The 14,988-nt window shown below is 73.6% G+C and carries 14 protein-coding genes; 7 read left to right on the top strand and 7 right to left on the bottom strand.

Annotated elements, in window-relative coordinates:
- Positions 1-20 precede the first annotated feature (20 nt).
- Positions 21-3,422 (bottom strand): BTAD domain-containing putative transcriptional regulator, encoded by a 3,402-nt coding sequence (locus ACGFYQ_RS03050; RefSeq protein WP_393739279.1) that lies wholly within the window; start codon positions 3,420-3,422, stop codon positions 21-23.
- 73 nt (positions 3,423-3,495) lie between these two features.
- On the opposite strand from ACGFYQ_RS03050, the gene ACGFYQ_RS03045 reads away from it, so the two are divergent.
- Positions 3,496-4,296, top strand: coding sequence for a site-2 protease family protein (locus ACGFYQ_RS03045; protein ID WP_393739277.1), 801 nt, complete (start codon positions 3,496-3,498; stop codon positions 4,294-4,296).
- Between the two features lie 7 nt (positions 4,297-4,303).
- Here the strand turns inward: ACGFYQ_RS03045 and ACGFYQ_RS03040 are convergent, their stop codons facing one another.
- Together ACGFYQ_RS03040 and npdG are read right to left on the bottom strand one after the other, a co-directional pair.
- The gene (locus tag ACGFYQ_RS03040; protein WP_393739275.1) at positions 4,304-4,495 is read right to left on the bottom strand and encodes a hypothetical protein; all 192 of its coding nucleotides are present in this window, start codon (positions 4,493-4,495) and stop codon (positions 4,304-4,306) included.
- A 189-nt stretch (positions 4,496-4,684) separates the two neighbouring features.
- Positions 4,685-5,389, bottom strand: coding sequence for an NADPH-dependent F420 reductase (npdG, locus tag ACGFYQ_RS03035; protein ID WP_393739273.1), 705 nt, complete (start codon positions 5,387-5,389; stop codon positions 4,685-4,687).
- A gap of 85 nt (positions 5,390-5,474) precedes the next feature.
- Here npdG and ACGFYQ_RS03030 point away from each other — a divergent pair, with 85 nt between their 5' ends.
- A complete protein-coding gene (locus ACGFYQ_RS03030; RefSeq protein ID WP_393739271.1) occupies positions 5,475-6,092 on the top strand; it encodes a hypothetical protein in 618 nt (205 codons plus the stop codon).
- Positions 6,093-6,130: 38 nt separating this feature from the next.
- On the opposite strand, the gene ACGFYQ_RS03025 is transcribed toward ACGFYQ_RS03030, so the two are convergent.
- Positions 6,131-6,367, bottom strand: a complete 237-nt coding sequence (locus ACGFYQ_RS03025; protein WP_393739269.1) for a hypothetical protein — start codon at positions 6,365-6,367, stop codon at positions 6,131-6,133.
- A 72-nt stretch (positions 6,368-6,439) separates the two neighbouring features.
- Between ACGFYQ_RS03025 and map the strand changes: the two genes are divergently transcribed.
- Together map and ACGFYQ_RS03015 are read left to right on the top strand one after the other, a co-directional pair.
- Positions 6,440-7,297 carry a type I methionyl aminopeptidase gene (gene map / locus ACGFYQ_RS03020; RefSeq protein WP_393739267.1) on the top strand — a complete coding sequence of 286 codons (858 nt, stop codon included), beginning with the start codon at positions 6,440-6,442 and terminating at the stop codon, positions 7,295-7,297.
- A gap of 142 nt (positions 7,298-7,439) precedes the next feature.
- The gene (locus ACGFYQ_RS03015; protein WP_393739265.1) at positions 7,440-8,087 is read left to right on the top strand and encodes a heme oxygenase (biliverdin-producing); all 648 of its coding nucleotides are present in this window, start codon (positions 7,440-7,442) and stop codon (positions 8,085-8,087) included.
- On the opposite strand, the gene ACGFYQ_RS03010 is transcribed toward ACGFYQ_RS03015, so the two are convergent.
- The 3 genes from ACGFYQ_RS03010 to ACGFYQ_RS03000 all read right to left on the bottom strand — a co-directional run bounded on the left by ACGFYQ_RS03010 (position 8,084) and on the right by ACGFYQ_RS03000 (position 11,664).
- Positions 8,084-8,746 (bottom strand): PhzF family phenazine biosynthesis protein, encoded by a 663-nt coding sequence (locus tag ACGFYQ_RS03010; protein ID WP_393739263.1) that lies wholly within the window; start codon positions 8,744-8,746, stop codon positions 8,084-8,086. The two genes, ACGFYQ_RS03015 and ACGFYQ_RS03010, sit on opposite strands and share 4 nt — an antisense overlap.
- A gap of 19 nt (positions 8,747-8,765) precedes the next feature.
- Positions 8,766-10,181 carry an HtaA domain-containing protein gene (locus ACGFYQ_RS03005; RefSeq protein WP_393739261.1) on the bottom strand — a complete coding sequence of 472 codons (1,416 nt, stop codon included), beginning with the start codon at positions 10,179-10,181 and terminating at the stop codon, positions 8,766-8,768.
- A gap of 76 nt (positions 10,182-10,257) precedes the next feature.
- Complete coding sequence (locus ACGFYQ_RS03000; RefSeq protein WP_393739259.1) at positions 10,258-11,664, bottom strand: HtaA domain-containing protein; 1,407 nt, start codon at positions 11,662-11,664, stop codon at positions 10,258-10,260.
- Between the two features lie 127 nt (positions 11,665-11,791).
- Between ACGFYQ_RS03000 and ACGFYQ_RS02995 the strand changes: the two genes are divergently transcribed.
- The 3 genes from ACGFYQ_RS02995 to ACGFYQ_RS02985 are packed head-to-tail and all read left to right on the top strand — an operon-like array spanning position 11,792 to position 14,914.
- Positions 11,792-12,811, top strand: a complete 1,020-nt coding sequence (locus ACGFYQ_RS02995) for a hemin ABC transporter substrate-binding protein (protein ID WP_393739257.1) — start codon at positions 11,792-11,794, stop codon at positions 12,809-12,811.
- Between the two features lies 1 nt (position 12,812).
- On the top strand, positions 12,813-14,024 hold the full coding sequence (locus ACGFYQ_RS02990) for a FecCD family ABC transporter permease (protein WP_393739255.1): 1,212 nt from the start codon (positions 12,813-12,815) through the stop codon (positions 14,022-14,024).
- Between the two features lie 17 nt (positions 14,025-14,041).
- Entirely contained in the window at positions 14,042-14,914 is an 873-nt protein-coding gene (locus ACGFYQ_RS02985; RefSeq protein WP_393739719.1) for a heme ABC transporter ATP-binding protein, read from the top strand.
- Positions 14,915-14,988: the final 74 nt, after the last annotated feature.

The raw sequence follows: 14,988 nt of genomic DNA, 5'->3' as shown, positions 1-14,988 counted from the left end.
GGCTCCGGCCGGGGGCCGGGTCAGATGAGGGCGGTGGCCTCCTCCAGGGTGAGGCCGCCGCCCTCGGCGTACGCCGCCTCGTACGCGGCGTCGCCCAGCGCCGCCCGCGCCCGTTCCTCGGCCCGGGCGGAATCCTCGCGTTCCGTGGTGATGGGGAAGTGCCCGGGCGGCAGCAGCGCCCGGTAGGCGCCGAGCAGCCTGGCCGCGTCGTACTCCCGCCGCGGGCCGCCGAGCGAGACCAGGGAGAGCGCCGCGGTCATCAGGTAGACCGCCGGCATCTGCGGGGCCACCATCCGGGCGAGCGGATCCTGGACGGTCCCCATGGCCTGGCGCAGCATGGAGAGCGCCTCCTCGTGGTTGCCCTCCTGGTTCGCCAGCCAGGCCAGCGTGCCGAGCAGGAAGCCGTCGAAGATGGCGAACGCGCCGAAGGCGAACTCGTCCCGCAGTGCCTGCAACTGGGCGCGGGCCTCCGGGATCCGGCCGGTGCGGCCGAGGATCCCCGCGAGGAACATCCGGGCTGCGGGCATGGCCTCGTTGCCGGACCGCTGCACCGTGGCGACGATCCCGGCGAGGATCTCCTCGGCCTCCTCGATCCGGCCGCTCTCGGTGAGGGTCCCGGCCATCCGTACGCGCAGGACCGTCACCTGCGCCTTGGCGCCCAGGCGTTCCGCGTACGCGATCGCCTCGCGGAAGTCCCGGGCGGCCAGGCCGTACTCACCCCGCTTCTCCAGGGACTCGGCACGGGCGGAGAGCGCCTCGGCGCAGCCCCAGGCGTCGCCGAGCTCACGGAAGAGGGCCAGGCTCTCGTCGGCGTCGCGGGAGGCGTCGCCGGCCCAGTCGGCCCGGTTGGCGAGGATGTTGGCGCGCAGCTGGAGGGCGGAGGCGAGTTCCCAGCGGTAGCCGAGCTCGCGGGCGGTGTCGACGGTCGCCTCGATGACCCGCCGGAGCAGTCCGGGATCGCCCGCGATCATGACGGCGTAGATCCAGAGGGAGGAGGGGGTCCGGCAGGTCTGCGGGAGTCCGGGGCGATAGGTGGCGATCACGCAGTCGACCTGGGCGCGGACGCCCGGGCTGTTCCAGCTGTCGTTGGTCTGGTCGCGGGAGGACAGCCGGAGCAGGTGGACGGCGCGCCAGGCCTCGGTGAGCAGTTCGCCGCTGTAGGGCGGGGGCGAGTCGACGAGCTGCTCGTACACGGGCCGGGCGGGTACGACGGGCGGCACGAAGGGGTCGGGACCGAGGGCGGCGGCCGCGTCGGACCAGTGCCGGGACTCGGAACGCAGGTCGTGCATGTGCCAGTACCAGCCCAAGGAGTGGATGAGGCACAGCACTTCGTCGGCGTCGCGGGCGGCGACGGCCCGGCGCAGGGCGGTACGGAGGTTCTCGCACTCGGTGGCGAGCCGGTCGGCGGCCGCACGCTGGCCGTGGCCGCGGAGCAGGGGTTCGGTGATGCGGGCGAGTTCGCGGTAGTGGACGAGGTGGCGGCGCTCGGTGGCCTCCCGGTCGCCACCGGCCTCGGCGAGGCGTTCGGCGGCGTACTCGCCGACCGTCTCCAGGAGGCGGTAGCGCATGCCGGAGCCGTCGGGTCCGGGGGCGGCCACCACGAGGGACTTGTCGACGAGGGAGCCGAGCGTGTCGGCGACGTCGAGACCGCCTTCGGCGCACACCGTCTCCACGGCGGCGAGGTCGCAGCCGCCCGCGAAGACGGACAGGCGGCGCAGGACGACGCGTTCGGGCTCGTCGAGCAGGTCCCAGGACCAGTCGACCACGGCCCGAAGGGTCTGCTGGCGGGGCAGCAGAGTACGGCTGCCGCTGGTCAGGAGCCGGAAGCGGTCGTCGAGGCGGTCGGCGATCTGGCGCGGGGTGAGCAGGCGCAGCCGGGCGGCGGCCAGCTCGATCGCGAGCGGCATTCCATCCAGGCGGCGGCAGATCTCGGCGGCCGCGGCCGGGTCCTCGGCCACGGTGAACCCGGCGCGGGCGGCGGCGCCGCGGTCGGCGAGGAGCCGCAGGGCCACCGGGTCGGGCAGCGGCTCCACCGGGCGCAGCGTCTCCCCCGGTACGCCGAGGGGTTCGCGGCTGGTGGCCAGGATGCGGACGCCGGGGCAGTGGGTGAGGAGCCGTTCTGCGAGTTCGGCGGCGGCGCCGATGACGTGCTCGCAGTTGTCGAGCAGCAGCAGGAGCCGCCGGCGCGCGCAGTGTTCGGCGAGGCGGTCGAGCGGGGCGTCCCCGCCGCGCTCGGTGAGCGCCCGCATCTCCTCGGCGGCGGCGCCGCGCAGCTTGGTCTCGCGCGCACCGAGCGCGGCGAGCGCGGCCTCGGCGACGTCCTCGGGGTCGTCGACGGGGGCGAGCTCGACGAGCCACACCCCGTCGGGCCAGTCGCCCGCGTCCTGTGCCTCGGCGGCCTCCTGGGACAGCCGGGTCTTGCCGGCTCCGCCGGGTCCCAGCAGCGTGACGAGCCGGGCCCGGGCGAGGTCGGCGCCGATGGCGCGGATGTCGTCCTCGCGCCCGACGAAGGTGGTGAGCCGGGCGCGCAGGTTCCCCCGGCCGTCCTGCCGGTCCGGCTGCGCCGACGCTTGGCCGGGGTGGGGAGGCCGGGCCCCGGTCCCCGGGTGCGGGCCCTGGCCGGGCGGCGCCGGGGCCGGGGACCGAGGCTGTGCACCCGCCCGGGAGTCGGCGGCGGGTCCGGCCTCGGGTGCGGGTACGGATACGGGGTTCAGGAGTTCGGTGTGCAGGGCGCGCAGGGCCGGGCCCGGGTCCGTGCCCAGGCGGGCGGCGAGGTCCCGGCGGACGGTGTCGAACGCGGCCAGGGCCTCCGCCGGGCGGCCCGCATCGCGCAGGGCCCGGATGCGGAGGGCCTGCAGGGGCTCGTCCAGCGGCTGCCGGGCGCACAGCGCGGTCAGCTCAGGCAGTGCCTGCTCCGCCCCGCCCAGGGCCAGGGCCGCGGCGATCCGGCCCCGCCGCGCGTCCCCCCGTACGGCCTCCCAGCGCGCGGACTCCGCGGCCGGGTCGGGAAGGTCCGCCAGGGCGGGTCCGCGCCACAGGGCGAGGGCCTCCTCGTACAGGGCCGCGGCCTTGGCCGGGTCGCCTTCCTCCAGGGCCGCGGCCCCGGCGCGGGCCAGCCGCTCGAAGCGGTACAGGTCGATGTCCTCGCGGTCGGCGGCCAGCTGGTAGCCGCCCTCGGCGGACCGCACGGCCTCGTGCCCCAGCGCCCGCCGCAGCCGCGCGACCAGCGCCTGCAGGGCGGCGACCGCGTCGGCCGGCGGATCGCCGTCCCAGACCTCGGCGACCAGCAGGTGCGCCGGCACCGCCCGCCCGGGGCGCAGCGCCAGCCCGGTCAGCAGCGCCCGCAGGCGTGCTCCGCCGACGGCGACGGGGGTTCCGTCGTCGCGTATGACCTGGGTGGTGCCGAGAATCGCGTAACGCACCGGCCCATTGTCGCCGGATCCGGGCCCGGCCCCGACCTCATTTGTGTCCGGGCACCGGGATAGGTTTCGCCGCATGGGTCACCAGGGCAGCCGCGGCGAGCGGCGCATCAGTTCCGTATTCCTCGGCATCGCCGCCGTCATGGCGGTCACCGGCTGGGCCGTGTGGACGGGGTACTCGACGAGCACCGGGCTCGCCGTGTTCCTCTTCGTGACCTCGGCGTGGATCGTCTCCCTCTGCCTGCACGAGTACGCGCACGCCCGGACCGCCCTGCACGGCGGCGACCTCTCGGTCGGCGCCAAGGGCTACCTGACGCTGAATCCGCTGAAGTACACGCACGCGCTGCTCAGCATCGTCCTGCCGGTGCTCTTCGTGATCCTGGGCGGCCTGGGCCTGCCCGGCGGCGCGGTGTACATCGAGCGCGACCGCATCCGGGGCCGCTGGAAGCACAGCTTGATCTCGGCGGCGGGCCCGCTGACCAATGTGGCCTTCGCCGTGGTGTGCACGGCCCCGTTCTGGCTGGACGCCCTCGACGGCGTCCCCCCGGCCTTCCGCTTCGCGCTCGCCTTCCTCGCCCTGCTCCAGGTCTCGGCGGCGATCCTGAACTTCCTGCCGGTGCCGGGGCTCGACGGCTACGGGGTGATCGAGCCGTGGCTGTCGTACAAGGTGCGCCGCGAGGTGGCGCCGCTGGCGCCGTTCGGCCTGATCGCGGTCTTCGCACTGCTGTGGATCCCGGAGGTCAACACGTTCTTCTTCGACGTGGTGAGCGATGTGCTGTCCGGGCTCGGCGTGTCGGACCTGGAGACGTACTGCGGCCGCGACCTCTACCGCTTCTGGGTCGAGACCGACGGCCTCTGCGCGGTCCCTGGGTCCTAGGGAGTGTCTAGCCCGCGGCGCGGGTGTCGGCGGCCTTCTCGGCCTTCGCCTTGCGCATGTAGTACCAGGCCATGTTGGACGTGAGGCCCGCCAGCAGCACCCAGACGATCCCGAGGAAGCTGCCCTCCACGAAGGCGACGACGGCCGCGGCCACCGCAAGGACGCAGACGACAACGGCGAAGACGGCAAGGCGGGGCATGGGAAGAGCTCCTCGGGAACACTGAACGGGTCGAGCCTGGTCGAGCCCCTCCAGTGTCCCCCATGCCCCGCAGTGGTCCCGTAAGGACGGCGGGGAATCGCATCCCACCGGCCGGCGGGGCTGAGCGCGGGGTGCCCGGCGGTGCGGTTCTGCGGGACCGGGCCGCCGGGCACGGGAAGACGGGACCGCTCAGACGTCCGTGACGCGCAGGCCCGCGTGGGCCTTGTAGCGGCGGTTGGTCGAGATCAGGTTGGCCACCAGGGATTCGACCTGGTGGGCGTTGCGCAGGCGGCCCGCGAAGACGCCGCGCATGCCCGGGATGCGGGAGGCGAGGGCCTGGACGATGTCCGTGTCCGCGCGGGATTCGCCGAGGACCATCACGTCGGTGTCGATCTCGTCGATCGACTCGTCCTGGAGGAGGACCGCCGAGAGGTGGTGGAAGGCTGCGGTGACGCGGGAGTCCGGGAGCAGGGCCGCGGCCTGCTGGGCCGCGCTGCCCTCCTCGACCTGGAGGGCGTACGCGCCCTGCTTGTCGAAGCCGAGCGGGTTGACGCAGTCCACCACGAGCTTGCCCACGAGGTCCTCGCGCAGCGCTTCGAGGGTCTTGGCGTGGCCCTCCCACGGCACGGCGATGATCACGATGTCGCTGCGCCGCGCGCACTCGGCGTTGTCCGCGCCCTCCACGCCGAGGCCCAGTTCCTCGGCGGCGGTGTGCGCGCGGTCGGCAGCGCGGGAGCCGATGATCACCTTCTGGCCGGCCCGGGCGAGCCGGTAGGCCAGGCCGCGGCCCTGGTCGCCGGTGCCGCCGAGGACGCCGACGACGAGGCCGGAGACGTCCGGGAGGTCCCAGGGGTCCTTGGCCGGCGGCTTCTGCGTGCTGTCTGAGGAAGTCATGGGGGCGAGGGTACTGCCGGGTAGCGCAAATCCGAACGGGAGGGAAGCGCTCCCCCATGTCCGACGCATGGTGCAGGATGCCGGTATGGATGCCGTGAGAGTCGCGCTGCTGCGCGAGGTCCTCGCCGGTACGCAGTGGCCGGGCGCCGCGCGCCGCTTCGCCGGCTCGCTGCGGCGCTCGGTCGTACCGGGCGGCGGGAAGGCCGGCGGGAATCTGCTGCTGGTGGGGACCGAGCAGTACGAGCCCTGGCATCTGGCGGCGCACCTGGTGGACGAGGCCGCCTGGTCCGGGCTGCCGGAGCTGGCGCCCATCCTCGTACGCCACCACGTGCTGCCCGGCGAGCCGCCGCACCTGTCGGTGGGCCTGAGCAGGCTGGAGGCGGCCCGGCGCGGGCACACGCTGCTGGTGGTGGCGCCGGGGCGGCCGGGCGCGGGGCTCCTGGAGCGCGTGCACGACGCCCGGCGCGCGGGGGCGACCGTACTGTCCCTGAACGGCGGGGATCCGGATCTGGGCACGCTCGCGCACGACGCCCTCTCGGTGACGGAGGGTTGCGCGGAGCTGGATCTGGACACCGTGCAGCACCTGGTCAGCGCGGCGGCCGGGGAGAACAGCCTGCCGGCGCAGCGCGGGCCGCGCCGTTTCCGGGACCGGCTGGCGCGGCTGGCCGATCAGCTGACCGCCCCGCCGCCCAGCCGCTGGTAGAGCAGCCTCGTCGAGCCCTGCGGCTCAGCGCCTCCGGCCTACGGGGTCGTGCCCTCTTCGTCCTCGCGGGTCTTGTCGTTCCACTTGGGGTCCGTCTGCCATTCGAGGTTGCGCTCCTCGGCCGTCTGCATGGCGTGGGCCGCCTCCTCGGGGGTCTCGTACGGACCGAACCGGTCCTTGGCGGGGCACTCGGGGCCTTCCTCGACCTTCTTGTGGACCAGGCAGTAGTACCACTCGCCCGGTTTGCCCACCTGGCGCTTCTTGAACAGGGCCATCGCTGTCAGGCTCCTCTCGATACCGCTCTCTGCCGCCATGCTGCCCCATCCCCGCTGGATACACTCGCTTGCATGTCTGGCCAGTCGCTGCTCGTACCAGGCGAGCTTTCCCCCGTCCGTTCCGTTCCCGGAAACATCCGCCGGCCCGAGTACGTGGGCAAGCCCGCGCCCACGCCGTACACCGGACCGGAGGTGCAGTCGGCCGAGACCATCGAGGCCATGCGCGTCGCCGGCCGGATCGCCGCCCAGGCGATGGAAGAGGCCGCCAAGCTGATCGCGCCGGGGGTGACCACCGACGAGCTCGACCGGGTCGCCCACGCGTACATGTGCGACCACGGCGCCTACCCCTCGACGCTCGGCTACCGGGGCTTCCCGAAGTCGCTGTGTTCCTCGGTCAACGAGGTCATCTGCCACGGCATCCCCGACTCCACCGTCCTGCGCGACGGCGACATCGTGAACCTCGACGTCACCGCGTACATCGGCGGGGTGCACGGCGACAACAACGCCACCTACCTGTGCGGTGAGGTGGACGAGGAGTCGCGGCTGCTGGTGGAGCGCACCCGCGAGGCCCTGAACCGGGCCATCAAGGCCGTCAAGCCGGGCCGCCAGATCAACATCATCGGCCGGGTCATCGAGTCGTACGCGAAGCGCTTCGGCTACGGCGTGGTCCGGGACTTCACCGGACACGGCATCAACTCGTCCTTCCACTCCGGCCTGATCATCCCGCACTACGACAGCCCGCACGCCACCACCGTCATCGAGCCCGGGATGACCTTCACCATCGAGCCGATGCTGACCCTGGGCACCCACGAGTACGACATGTGGGAGGACGGCTGGACGGTCGTCACGAAGGACCGCAAGCGCACCGCGCAGTTCGAGCACACACTGGTGGTGACCGACACCGGCGCGGAGATCCTCACCTTGCCGTAGCCACCTCGCCGTAGCCACCTCGCCGTAGGTGACTTTTTACCGACAGGGCGTCGGGAACCCATTGACTTAGGCATACCTAAGTAGGAAGATCGGACGTGACGGCCGTGCCGTCACGTCTTCTCCCCTTCCCTGGAGGTCCGTCTTGGACGCCTTCTCTACGGTCATCCGCGTCGCTTCGCACGAGCAGCACACCGAGGCCGAGACGTCGACCTTCATGAGCGACCTGCTGGGCGGGCGGCTCGGGGTGGACGCGTACACGCGCTACACCGAGCAGCTGTGGTTCGTGTACCGGGCCCTGGAGGACGCGGCCGACTCCCTCAGGGACGACCCGGTGGCCGGCCCGTTCATCCGGCCCGAGCTGATGCGCGTCGCCGAGATCGAGCGCGACCTCGCGCACCTGCTGGGACCCGACTGGCGCGGGAGCGTGGCGGCGCTGCCCGCGACCGAGGCCTACGCCGCCCGGGTGGCCCGGTGCGCGGCCGAGTGGCCGGGCGGTTACGTCGCCCACCACTACACCCGCTACCTGGGCGACCTCTCCGGCGGCCAGATCATCCGCGACAAGGCGGAGCGCACCTGGGGCTTCGAGCGCAAGGGCGACGGCGTCCGCTTCTACGTCTTCGCAGACATCTCCAACCCGGCGGCCTTCAAGCGGACCTACCGCCAGCTGCTGGACGCGATCGCCGCGGACGACCTGGAGAAGCAGCGCATCATCGACGAATGCAAGCGTGCCTTCGACTTCAACGGCGCGGTCTTCCGCGAGCTGGGCGAGCGCTTCCCGCTCTCGGCCTAGCTCCTGTCGCTCGGGGCGAAGCGGACGCGGCCGCCGATCTCGACCGTGCCGTCGGGGCCGGGGGCGGTGAGGATCTGGGAGCCGGCGCCCTGGGTGATGTTCAGGGCGCGGTTCAGCTGCGCCGTCAGCAGGATCGCCGCCGAGCCGGTGGCCTCGTCCTCGGCGATGACCCCGTCGGCGCGGCGCGGGAAGCCGCGGGCCCGTACCCGTCCCGCGGCCTCGTCCTCCCAGGCCCACGCGTACAACCAGCCCTCGCCCGGCGGCGGCGCCGGCAGCGCCTCGACCTCGGCGGGGCTCGCGTACTGCTCGGTGCGCTTGCCCTCGACCCACTCGGGGCGGGCCGTGATCCAGGTGAACTCCCCGTCGTCACGCGCCCATACGGATCCGGCGGGCGGCTGGAGCTCCTCGATGTCCAGCAGCCAGGCGACCCCGACCAGCGGATGTCCCGCGAAGGACATCCGCGTGCCGGGGGTGCGGATGTCGACGATCCCGCGCTCGGGGTCGTCGACGAACACCGTCTCGCTGTAGCCGAGTTCGGCGGCCAGGGCCTGCCGCGACGCGTCGTCGGGGCAGGTCCGGCCGTCGCGTACGACACCGAGCAGGTTGCCGTGCCTGCCGTCACCCGCGCAGAAGACCTTCAACACGTCGAGATCGTTCACGCGGGCATTCAAGCACGGCTCAGCGCAGGTCCGTGCGCCGCCTGCGCGCGAGGTACACCGCGCCCGCGCCGGCCGCGACCGCCGCGCCGGAGGCGCCGAGCAGGGCCGTGGCCGGGATCTCCGCGCCGGTGGCGGCGAGACTGCCGCCGACGGTGGCGGCGGTGACGCCCGTACCGCCCGCACCGCCGGTGGTGCCCGTGGTCCCTGTGGTGGCCACCGTGGCCGGGAGGGTGGCGTCCTTGTCCACCGCCACGGAGAGGGTGAGCGGGTCGATCGCATCGCCCGCCTTGTACGGGGAGCCGGTGGTGTCGTTGGCGAACGAGGCCGCGCCCTCGGCGGTGAGGGCCGCGGGAACCGACTGCAGCGCCAGCACGCCGCCGCTGGTCTTGTAGTCGGTCCTCGACAGGTCGAGCGTGGCGAAGGGGACGGCCGCCTTGGTGCCGGAGGCGTTCTTGACGTCCACGTACAGGGTGCCGGTCCGGCCGGTGGCGGCCACGCGGACGTTGCCGAAGGTCATGTCGATCCCGTGGGCCGCGTACCGGAAGCGGAGGCTGCCCTCGAAGGAGGCGTTCAGCGTATGCTTCCTGACGTCGAGCTCGCTGCCGGCGCCCTTGGCGAAGGCGAAGTCGAAGAGCGCGCCGTTCTTGGCGGCTCCGCCGGCCGGGGTGATCGAGCCCGCGCTCAGCACGTACGTGCGGAAGGACTCCTTCACGCCCCACGTCAGCTTGGCGCTGAGGACCTTCTGCGCGCCGTCGGCCGGGGCCGTGGGCTGCTTGGTGGGGGCCGTCGAGGTCGGCGCGGTCTTCGTCGGGGCCGGAGTGGTCGGCGCCGGGGCGGGCTTCTCGAACTCCAGCTTCGCGGTGAGCGGGTCGCCCGCCTTGTTCTCGTACGAGGCCGAACCGAGCGCGTCCGCGGCCTCCTTGGTGAGCGTGGTCGCCAGCTTGTCCATCGACGGGCCGCCGAAGGCCACCGTGGCCAGCGGTACGTCCTCGGCCGTGGCGCCGCCCTTGGTGACGTCCGCGGTGACCTTCTTCGTGCCGGTGTCGAGACGGAAGTCGGAGAGCTTGACCTCGAAGCCGTGGCCGGTCGGCGGGGCGGGCGAGGAGAAGGTGACGCTGCCCTTGAAGGCCGCCTTCACCACGTGTCCGGCGGCCGGTTCGTACTGGCCGGTCGGCTCGCCGAACCGCAGGCTGCCGTCCTGGTTCTGCCGGGCGCCGTCCGCCACGGTGATGGAGCCCTTGGCCATGCCGGTCACGTAGGCGCGGTAACTGGCGAGGACCCCCCAGTCGAGGGTGCCGCCGGTGATCTTCAGCGGCGCGGCCGGGGGCCCGCCCGCGGCTGTCGCGGGCAGGGCGAGGGCGGTGGCGCCGAGGGCGGCGGCGGTGAGGACGGCGGCCGCGAGGGCGATCGGGCGGCGGCGTCGGTTCGGCGACATGGCTGGGAACTCCTGAAGGGACAGAGGGGGATGACAGCAGGGGACGACAGCAGGGGGACGACAGAGGGGGACGGGGCTACTGCGGTGCGTCGGCGGGCGCGCCACCGGCCGCCGCCGTACGGCGCTTGCGGACCACGAGGAAGGCCGCACCGCCGGCCAGGACCAGTACGGCCACGGCCAGGGAGACGTACAGCCCGGTGTGCGAGGACTCCGGGGCCACCTCCTGGGCGAGGGGCGGCGCGGGCGAGGACGACGAGGACGGCGAGGGCGCGGCCGTGGAGCCGAGGTCGGGCAGGGCCGGGAGCTTCGCGGTGGAGTCGAGGGCGATCGCGAGGGAGACGGGATCCATCTCGGTGCCCGGCTTGTACATCGAATTGAAGGCCTGGGAGCCGCCCTCGGTGAGGGTGGCGGGGGCTTCGGCGAGGGTGGCGAGCCCGCCCTCGGTCTTCAGGGACGCGGCGTCGAACTCCACCAGCGCGACGGCGCTCTTCGTCTGTCCGCCGGTGGTGACGTCGGCGGACAGCACGCCCTTGCCGTTCTCCACCTTGACGCCGACCTTGCCGAGCCTGAGGTCCAGGTGGGCGCCGGTGAAGTGGACGGTGCCGGCGAAGGCCGCGTCCAGGGTGCCTTTCGCGCCGTCGTACGTGCCCTTGCCCTGCGGGAAGCGGAAGAGCGCGCCGCCGTCCTGGGCGCCCTCGGCGAGGGTCCACCCGCCCTGGCCGACGGAGCCGGTGACGTACTCGCGGAAGGTGCGGCGCACCCCCCAGTCCACGGCGGCTTCGGCGAACGCGCCCGGCGCCCGCGGGGACTCGGCGGGCGTGGTGCCCGGCTGCGCGGCCGGCGGCTGCGAAGACTCCGCCGCCGGTGCGGTCCTGACGTCGGCGGACAGCGAGACCGGGTCGAGCTGCGCGCCCGCCGCGTAGTAGCCGGCGAAGGCCTGGGCGCCCTGCTCGGTGAGGGTGGCCGGGACGTTGGTGAGGGTGAGCGGGCTCGCGCCGCCCTTCATGTCGACGCCACCGAGGCCGAGGGTGGCGAAGGGCACCTGGGACAGGCTGCTGACCGCGCCGGTGTCCTTGGCCTTGCTGGAGACGTCCACGTACAGGGTGCCCTTGCCGCCGCTGATCCTGACGGTGGGCCGGCTCACCGTCATGTCCAGCTCGTACACGCCGTCGGGCTTCTGGTGGCCCTGGAAGGTCACCCCGCCCGAGTAGGAGGCCTCGAAGGCGCCGGAGGCGGGGTCGTAGGAGCCGGTCGCCGAGTGGAAGCGGAAGAGGCTGCCGCCGACCGTGGCGGCGCCGCTCTTCAGCTTGAAACCGCCTTTCGCCACCGGGCCGGTGACATAACTCTGGAAGGACGATTTGATGCCCCAGTCCAGCCGGCCGCCCTGTACGGTCCCCGCCTGGGCGGCGGTGGCCGGGAGCAGGGCGCCCAGCAGGGCCGCCAACAGGGCGACGGCGAAGGTGCGGACGGGTCTCGCCGACATGAATGTCCCCTCCAGAGCCTGGCGAAGCAAGGTTAGGCTAACCTAAGCTACCGCTGGGCGGGTCAGGAACCCCCCGGTCTCCAGAACCTCTCCGGAACCCCAGTCGGACGATCAGGACGGTGCCTTCGTGCCTACGCCCGCCGCGTCACACCGCTTCCCCCGTCTCGCTCCCGCCGTGGCAGCACTGGCACTGGCACTCGCGCTGACGGGCTGCGGAGGTACGGCCACCACCCCGGGCCCATCCGCCCGCACCGCCGCCGCCCCGGACCGGGTGGAACCGCTCACCCCGGCGCCGCTGCCCGCACTGCCGGTCACCGTGGCCTCGGCGGACGGGACCGCTGTGAACGTCGCCTCCGCGGACCGGGTCGTCCCGCTGACCGGCAGCCTCAACGAGATCGTCCACACGCTCGGTCTCGGCGGGCAGGTGGTGGCCCGGGACATCACCGCCACCTTCGAACAGGCCGCGCGGCTGCCGGTGGTGACACGTGGTCACGAGGTGTCCGCCGAGAGCGTGCTCTCGCTGCGGCCGACGCTGGTGCTGGCGGAGACCACCAGCGGACCGGCCGAAGCGGTCCGGCAGATCCGCGACGCGGGCATCCCGGTGCTGGTGGTGGCACCGGCCAAGTCCCTGGACGACGTACCGAAGCGGATCGAGGCGGTGGCCGCCGCGCTCGGCGTCAAGGAGGCCGGGGCGCAGCTGAACCGGCGCACCGCCGAGCGGATCGCCGCCGCCCGCAAGGACGTTCCGGCCGGCTCCGGGAAGAAGCCCCGGGTGGCCTTCCTCTACCTGCGCGGCACCGCCTCCGTCTACCTGCTGGGCGGTTCCGAATCCGGGGCCGCCTCGCTGCTGGAGGCGGCGGGCGCGGTCGACACCGGCAAGGGGTCGGGGCTCGGCAAGGACTTCACCCCGATCACCAGTGAGGCCCTGGCGGCCGCCGCCCCCGACGCGATCCTGGTGATGTCCAAGGGCCTCGAATCGGTCGGCGGCATCGACGGCCTGGTGAAGATCCCGGGCGTCGCCCAGACCCCGGCCGGCCTGGACCGCCGGGTGGTCACGATCGACGACGGCGTCCTGCTCAACTACGGCCCGCGCACGGACCAGGTACTCGCCTCCCTGGTGGCCCAGCTCTACGGCAAGGCCGCCTGAGATGACCGTGCCCTACGATCCGCCGCGTGCCGAACCTCCCGCCGGTGCGGGCGAGCCCGCCGCTGAAATTGCCCAGCCTCGCCTGGCGGGCGGCAGCAGCCACAATCCAGCCCCGCCTGGGGGTCCCCCCGGACGGAGTCTGGGGGAGTTTGAGGCGCGGGTCCGGGCGGAGCCCGGGACGCGGCGCGGCCGCAAGGCTCCACTGATCACCGCCGCGCTGGTCGCGGCCCTGGTCCTCCTCGCCCTGCTCTCCGCAGGAGTCGGCGCGTACCGGATCCCGCTCGGCGACGTACTCGCCTCCGTACAGCACCGCGTCGGCCTCGGCGGAGCGCCGCTCGACCGGGTCGGGGAGAGCGTGCTGTGGAACGTACGCCTGCCCCGCGTCGTGCTCGCGCTGCTCGTCGGCGCCGGCCTCGGCTGCGCGGGCGCGCTCATGCAGGGCGTGTTCGGCAACCCCCTCGCCGAGCCCGGTGTCATCGGGATCTCGGCCGGCGCGGCCGTCGGCGCGGTCGCCGCCATCGGGCTCGGGCTCACCTTCCTCGGCAACTGGACGATCACGGTCTGCGCGTTCGTCGCGGGCCTGGTCACCGTCGGCTCCGTCTATTTCCTCTCCCGCAACGGCGGCAGGACCGAGGTCGTCACCCTCATCCTCACCGGCATCGCCGTCAACGCCTTCGCCGGAGCCCTCATCGGCCTGTTCCTCTTCTTCGCGGACAGCGGCCAGGTCAACCAGATCACCTTCTGGCAGCTCGGCTCCCTCGCCCAGGCCACCTGGCCCAAGGTGCTCGCCGTCCTCCCCTGCGCCGCCGCCGGCCTGCTGATCGCCCCCTTCTACTCCCGCCGCCTCGACCTGCTCGCCCTCGGCGAACGGCCCGCCCGCCACCTCGGCGTCGACGTCGAACGGCTGCGCCTGGCCCTCATCCTGGTCGTGGCGCTGCTCACCGCCGCCGCCGTCGCCGTGGCCGGGGTCATCACCTTCATCGGGCTGCTCGTCCCGCACCTGCTGCGCATGGCCCACGGCCCCGGCCACCGCTTCCTGGTGCCCGGCAGCGCGCTGGCCGGGGCCGTCGTCCTGGTCGCGGGCGATCTGGCGGCCCGTACCGTCGCCCAGCCCGCCGAGCTGCCGCTCGGCGTACTGACCGCCCTGATCGGCAGCCCGTTCTTCTTCTGGCTGCTGCGCCGCACCCGCCGCAAGCAAGGAGGCTGGGCGTGACCGGCAGGCTGACCGGGCTGCTCTCCCGGAACAAGCGGACCGTCCCGGCCCGCCCCGCGCCCGGCGCGGCCCTCGCCGAAACCGTGGACCTGCGGGTCCGGCTCGGGCAGCGCGAGGTCCTCGCCGGCATCGACCTGACCGCCCGGGCCGGGGAGGTGCTGGCCCTGGTGGGGCCGAACGGCGCGGGCAAGTCCACACTGCTGGCCGCCCTCGCCGCCGACCTTCCCGCCACCTCCGGAGAGGTACGGATCGACGGCCGCCCGGTGGGCGACTGGAGCGCCCCCGATCTGGCACTGCGCCGCTCGGTACTCCCCCAGTCGGCGGAACTGTCCTTCCCTTTTCCCGTGGAGGACGTCGTACGGATGGGCCGCGCGCCCTGGGCCGGCACCTCCCTCGCCGACGCGGACGACGAGGCGGTGGCCACCGCCATGGCAGCCACCGAGGTCACCGGCTTCGCGGCGCGCCCCTTCTCCGCCCTCTCCGGCGGCGAGCGCGCCCGGGTCGCGCTGGCCCGCGTACTGGCCCAGCGGGCCCCGCTGCTGCTGCTCGACGAACCGACCGCCGCCCTCGACCTGCGCCACCAGGAACTCGTGCTGCGGATCTGCCGGGAGCGGGCCGCCGCCGGGGACGCGGTGGTCGTCGTCCTCCACGACCTGGGGCTGGCCGCCGCCTACGCGGACCGGGCCGCCGTCCTGCACGACGGGCGGATCGCAGCGGCCGGACCGCCGGCCGAGGTGTTCGAGGACGGGCTGCTCAGCCGGGTCTACCGGCAGCCGGTGGAGGTCCTGCCGCACCCGCGCACCGGGGCCCCGCTGGTGGTCCCCGTACGGCAGGCGGCGGCGGGGCGTACGGCAGTACGGAACGGTCGCCCCGGCTTGACTTCCACTTGACCCTGCCTTGGGTCTGCCGTGAAACGTCCGTGACGGTCCCGTGTCCGCCGTCGAAAGGTGAGAGCTGAATCACT

It is taken from the genome of Streptomyces sp. NPDC048258, assembly GCF_043201995.1.
In the GTDB taxonomy this organism is placed as follows: Bacteria; Actinomycetota; Actinomycetes; order Streptomycetales; family Streptomycetaceae; genus Streptomyces.
This window is presented reverse-complemented; position numbering and strand designations above follow the sequence as displayed.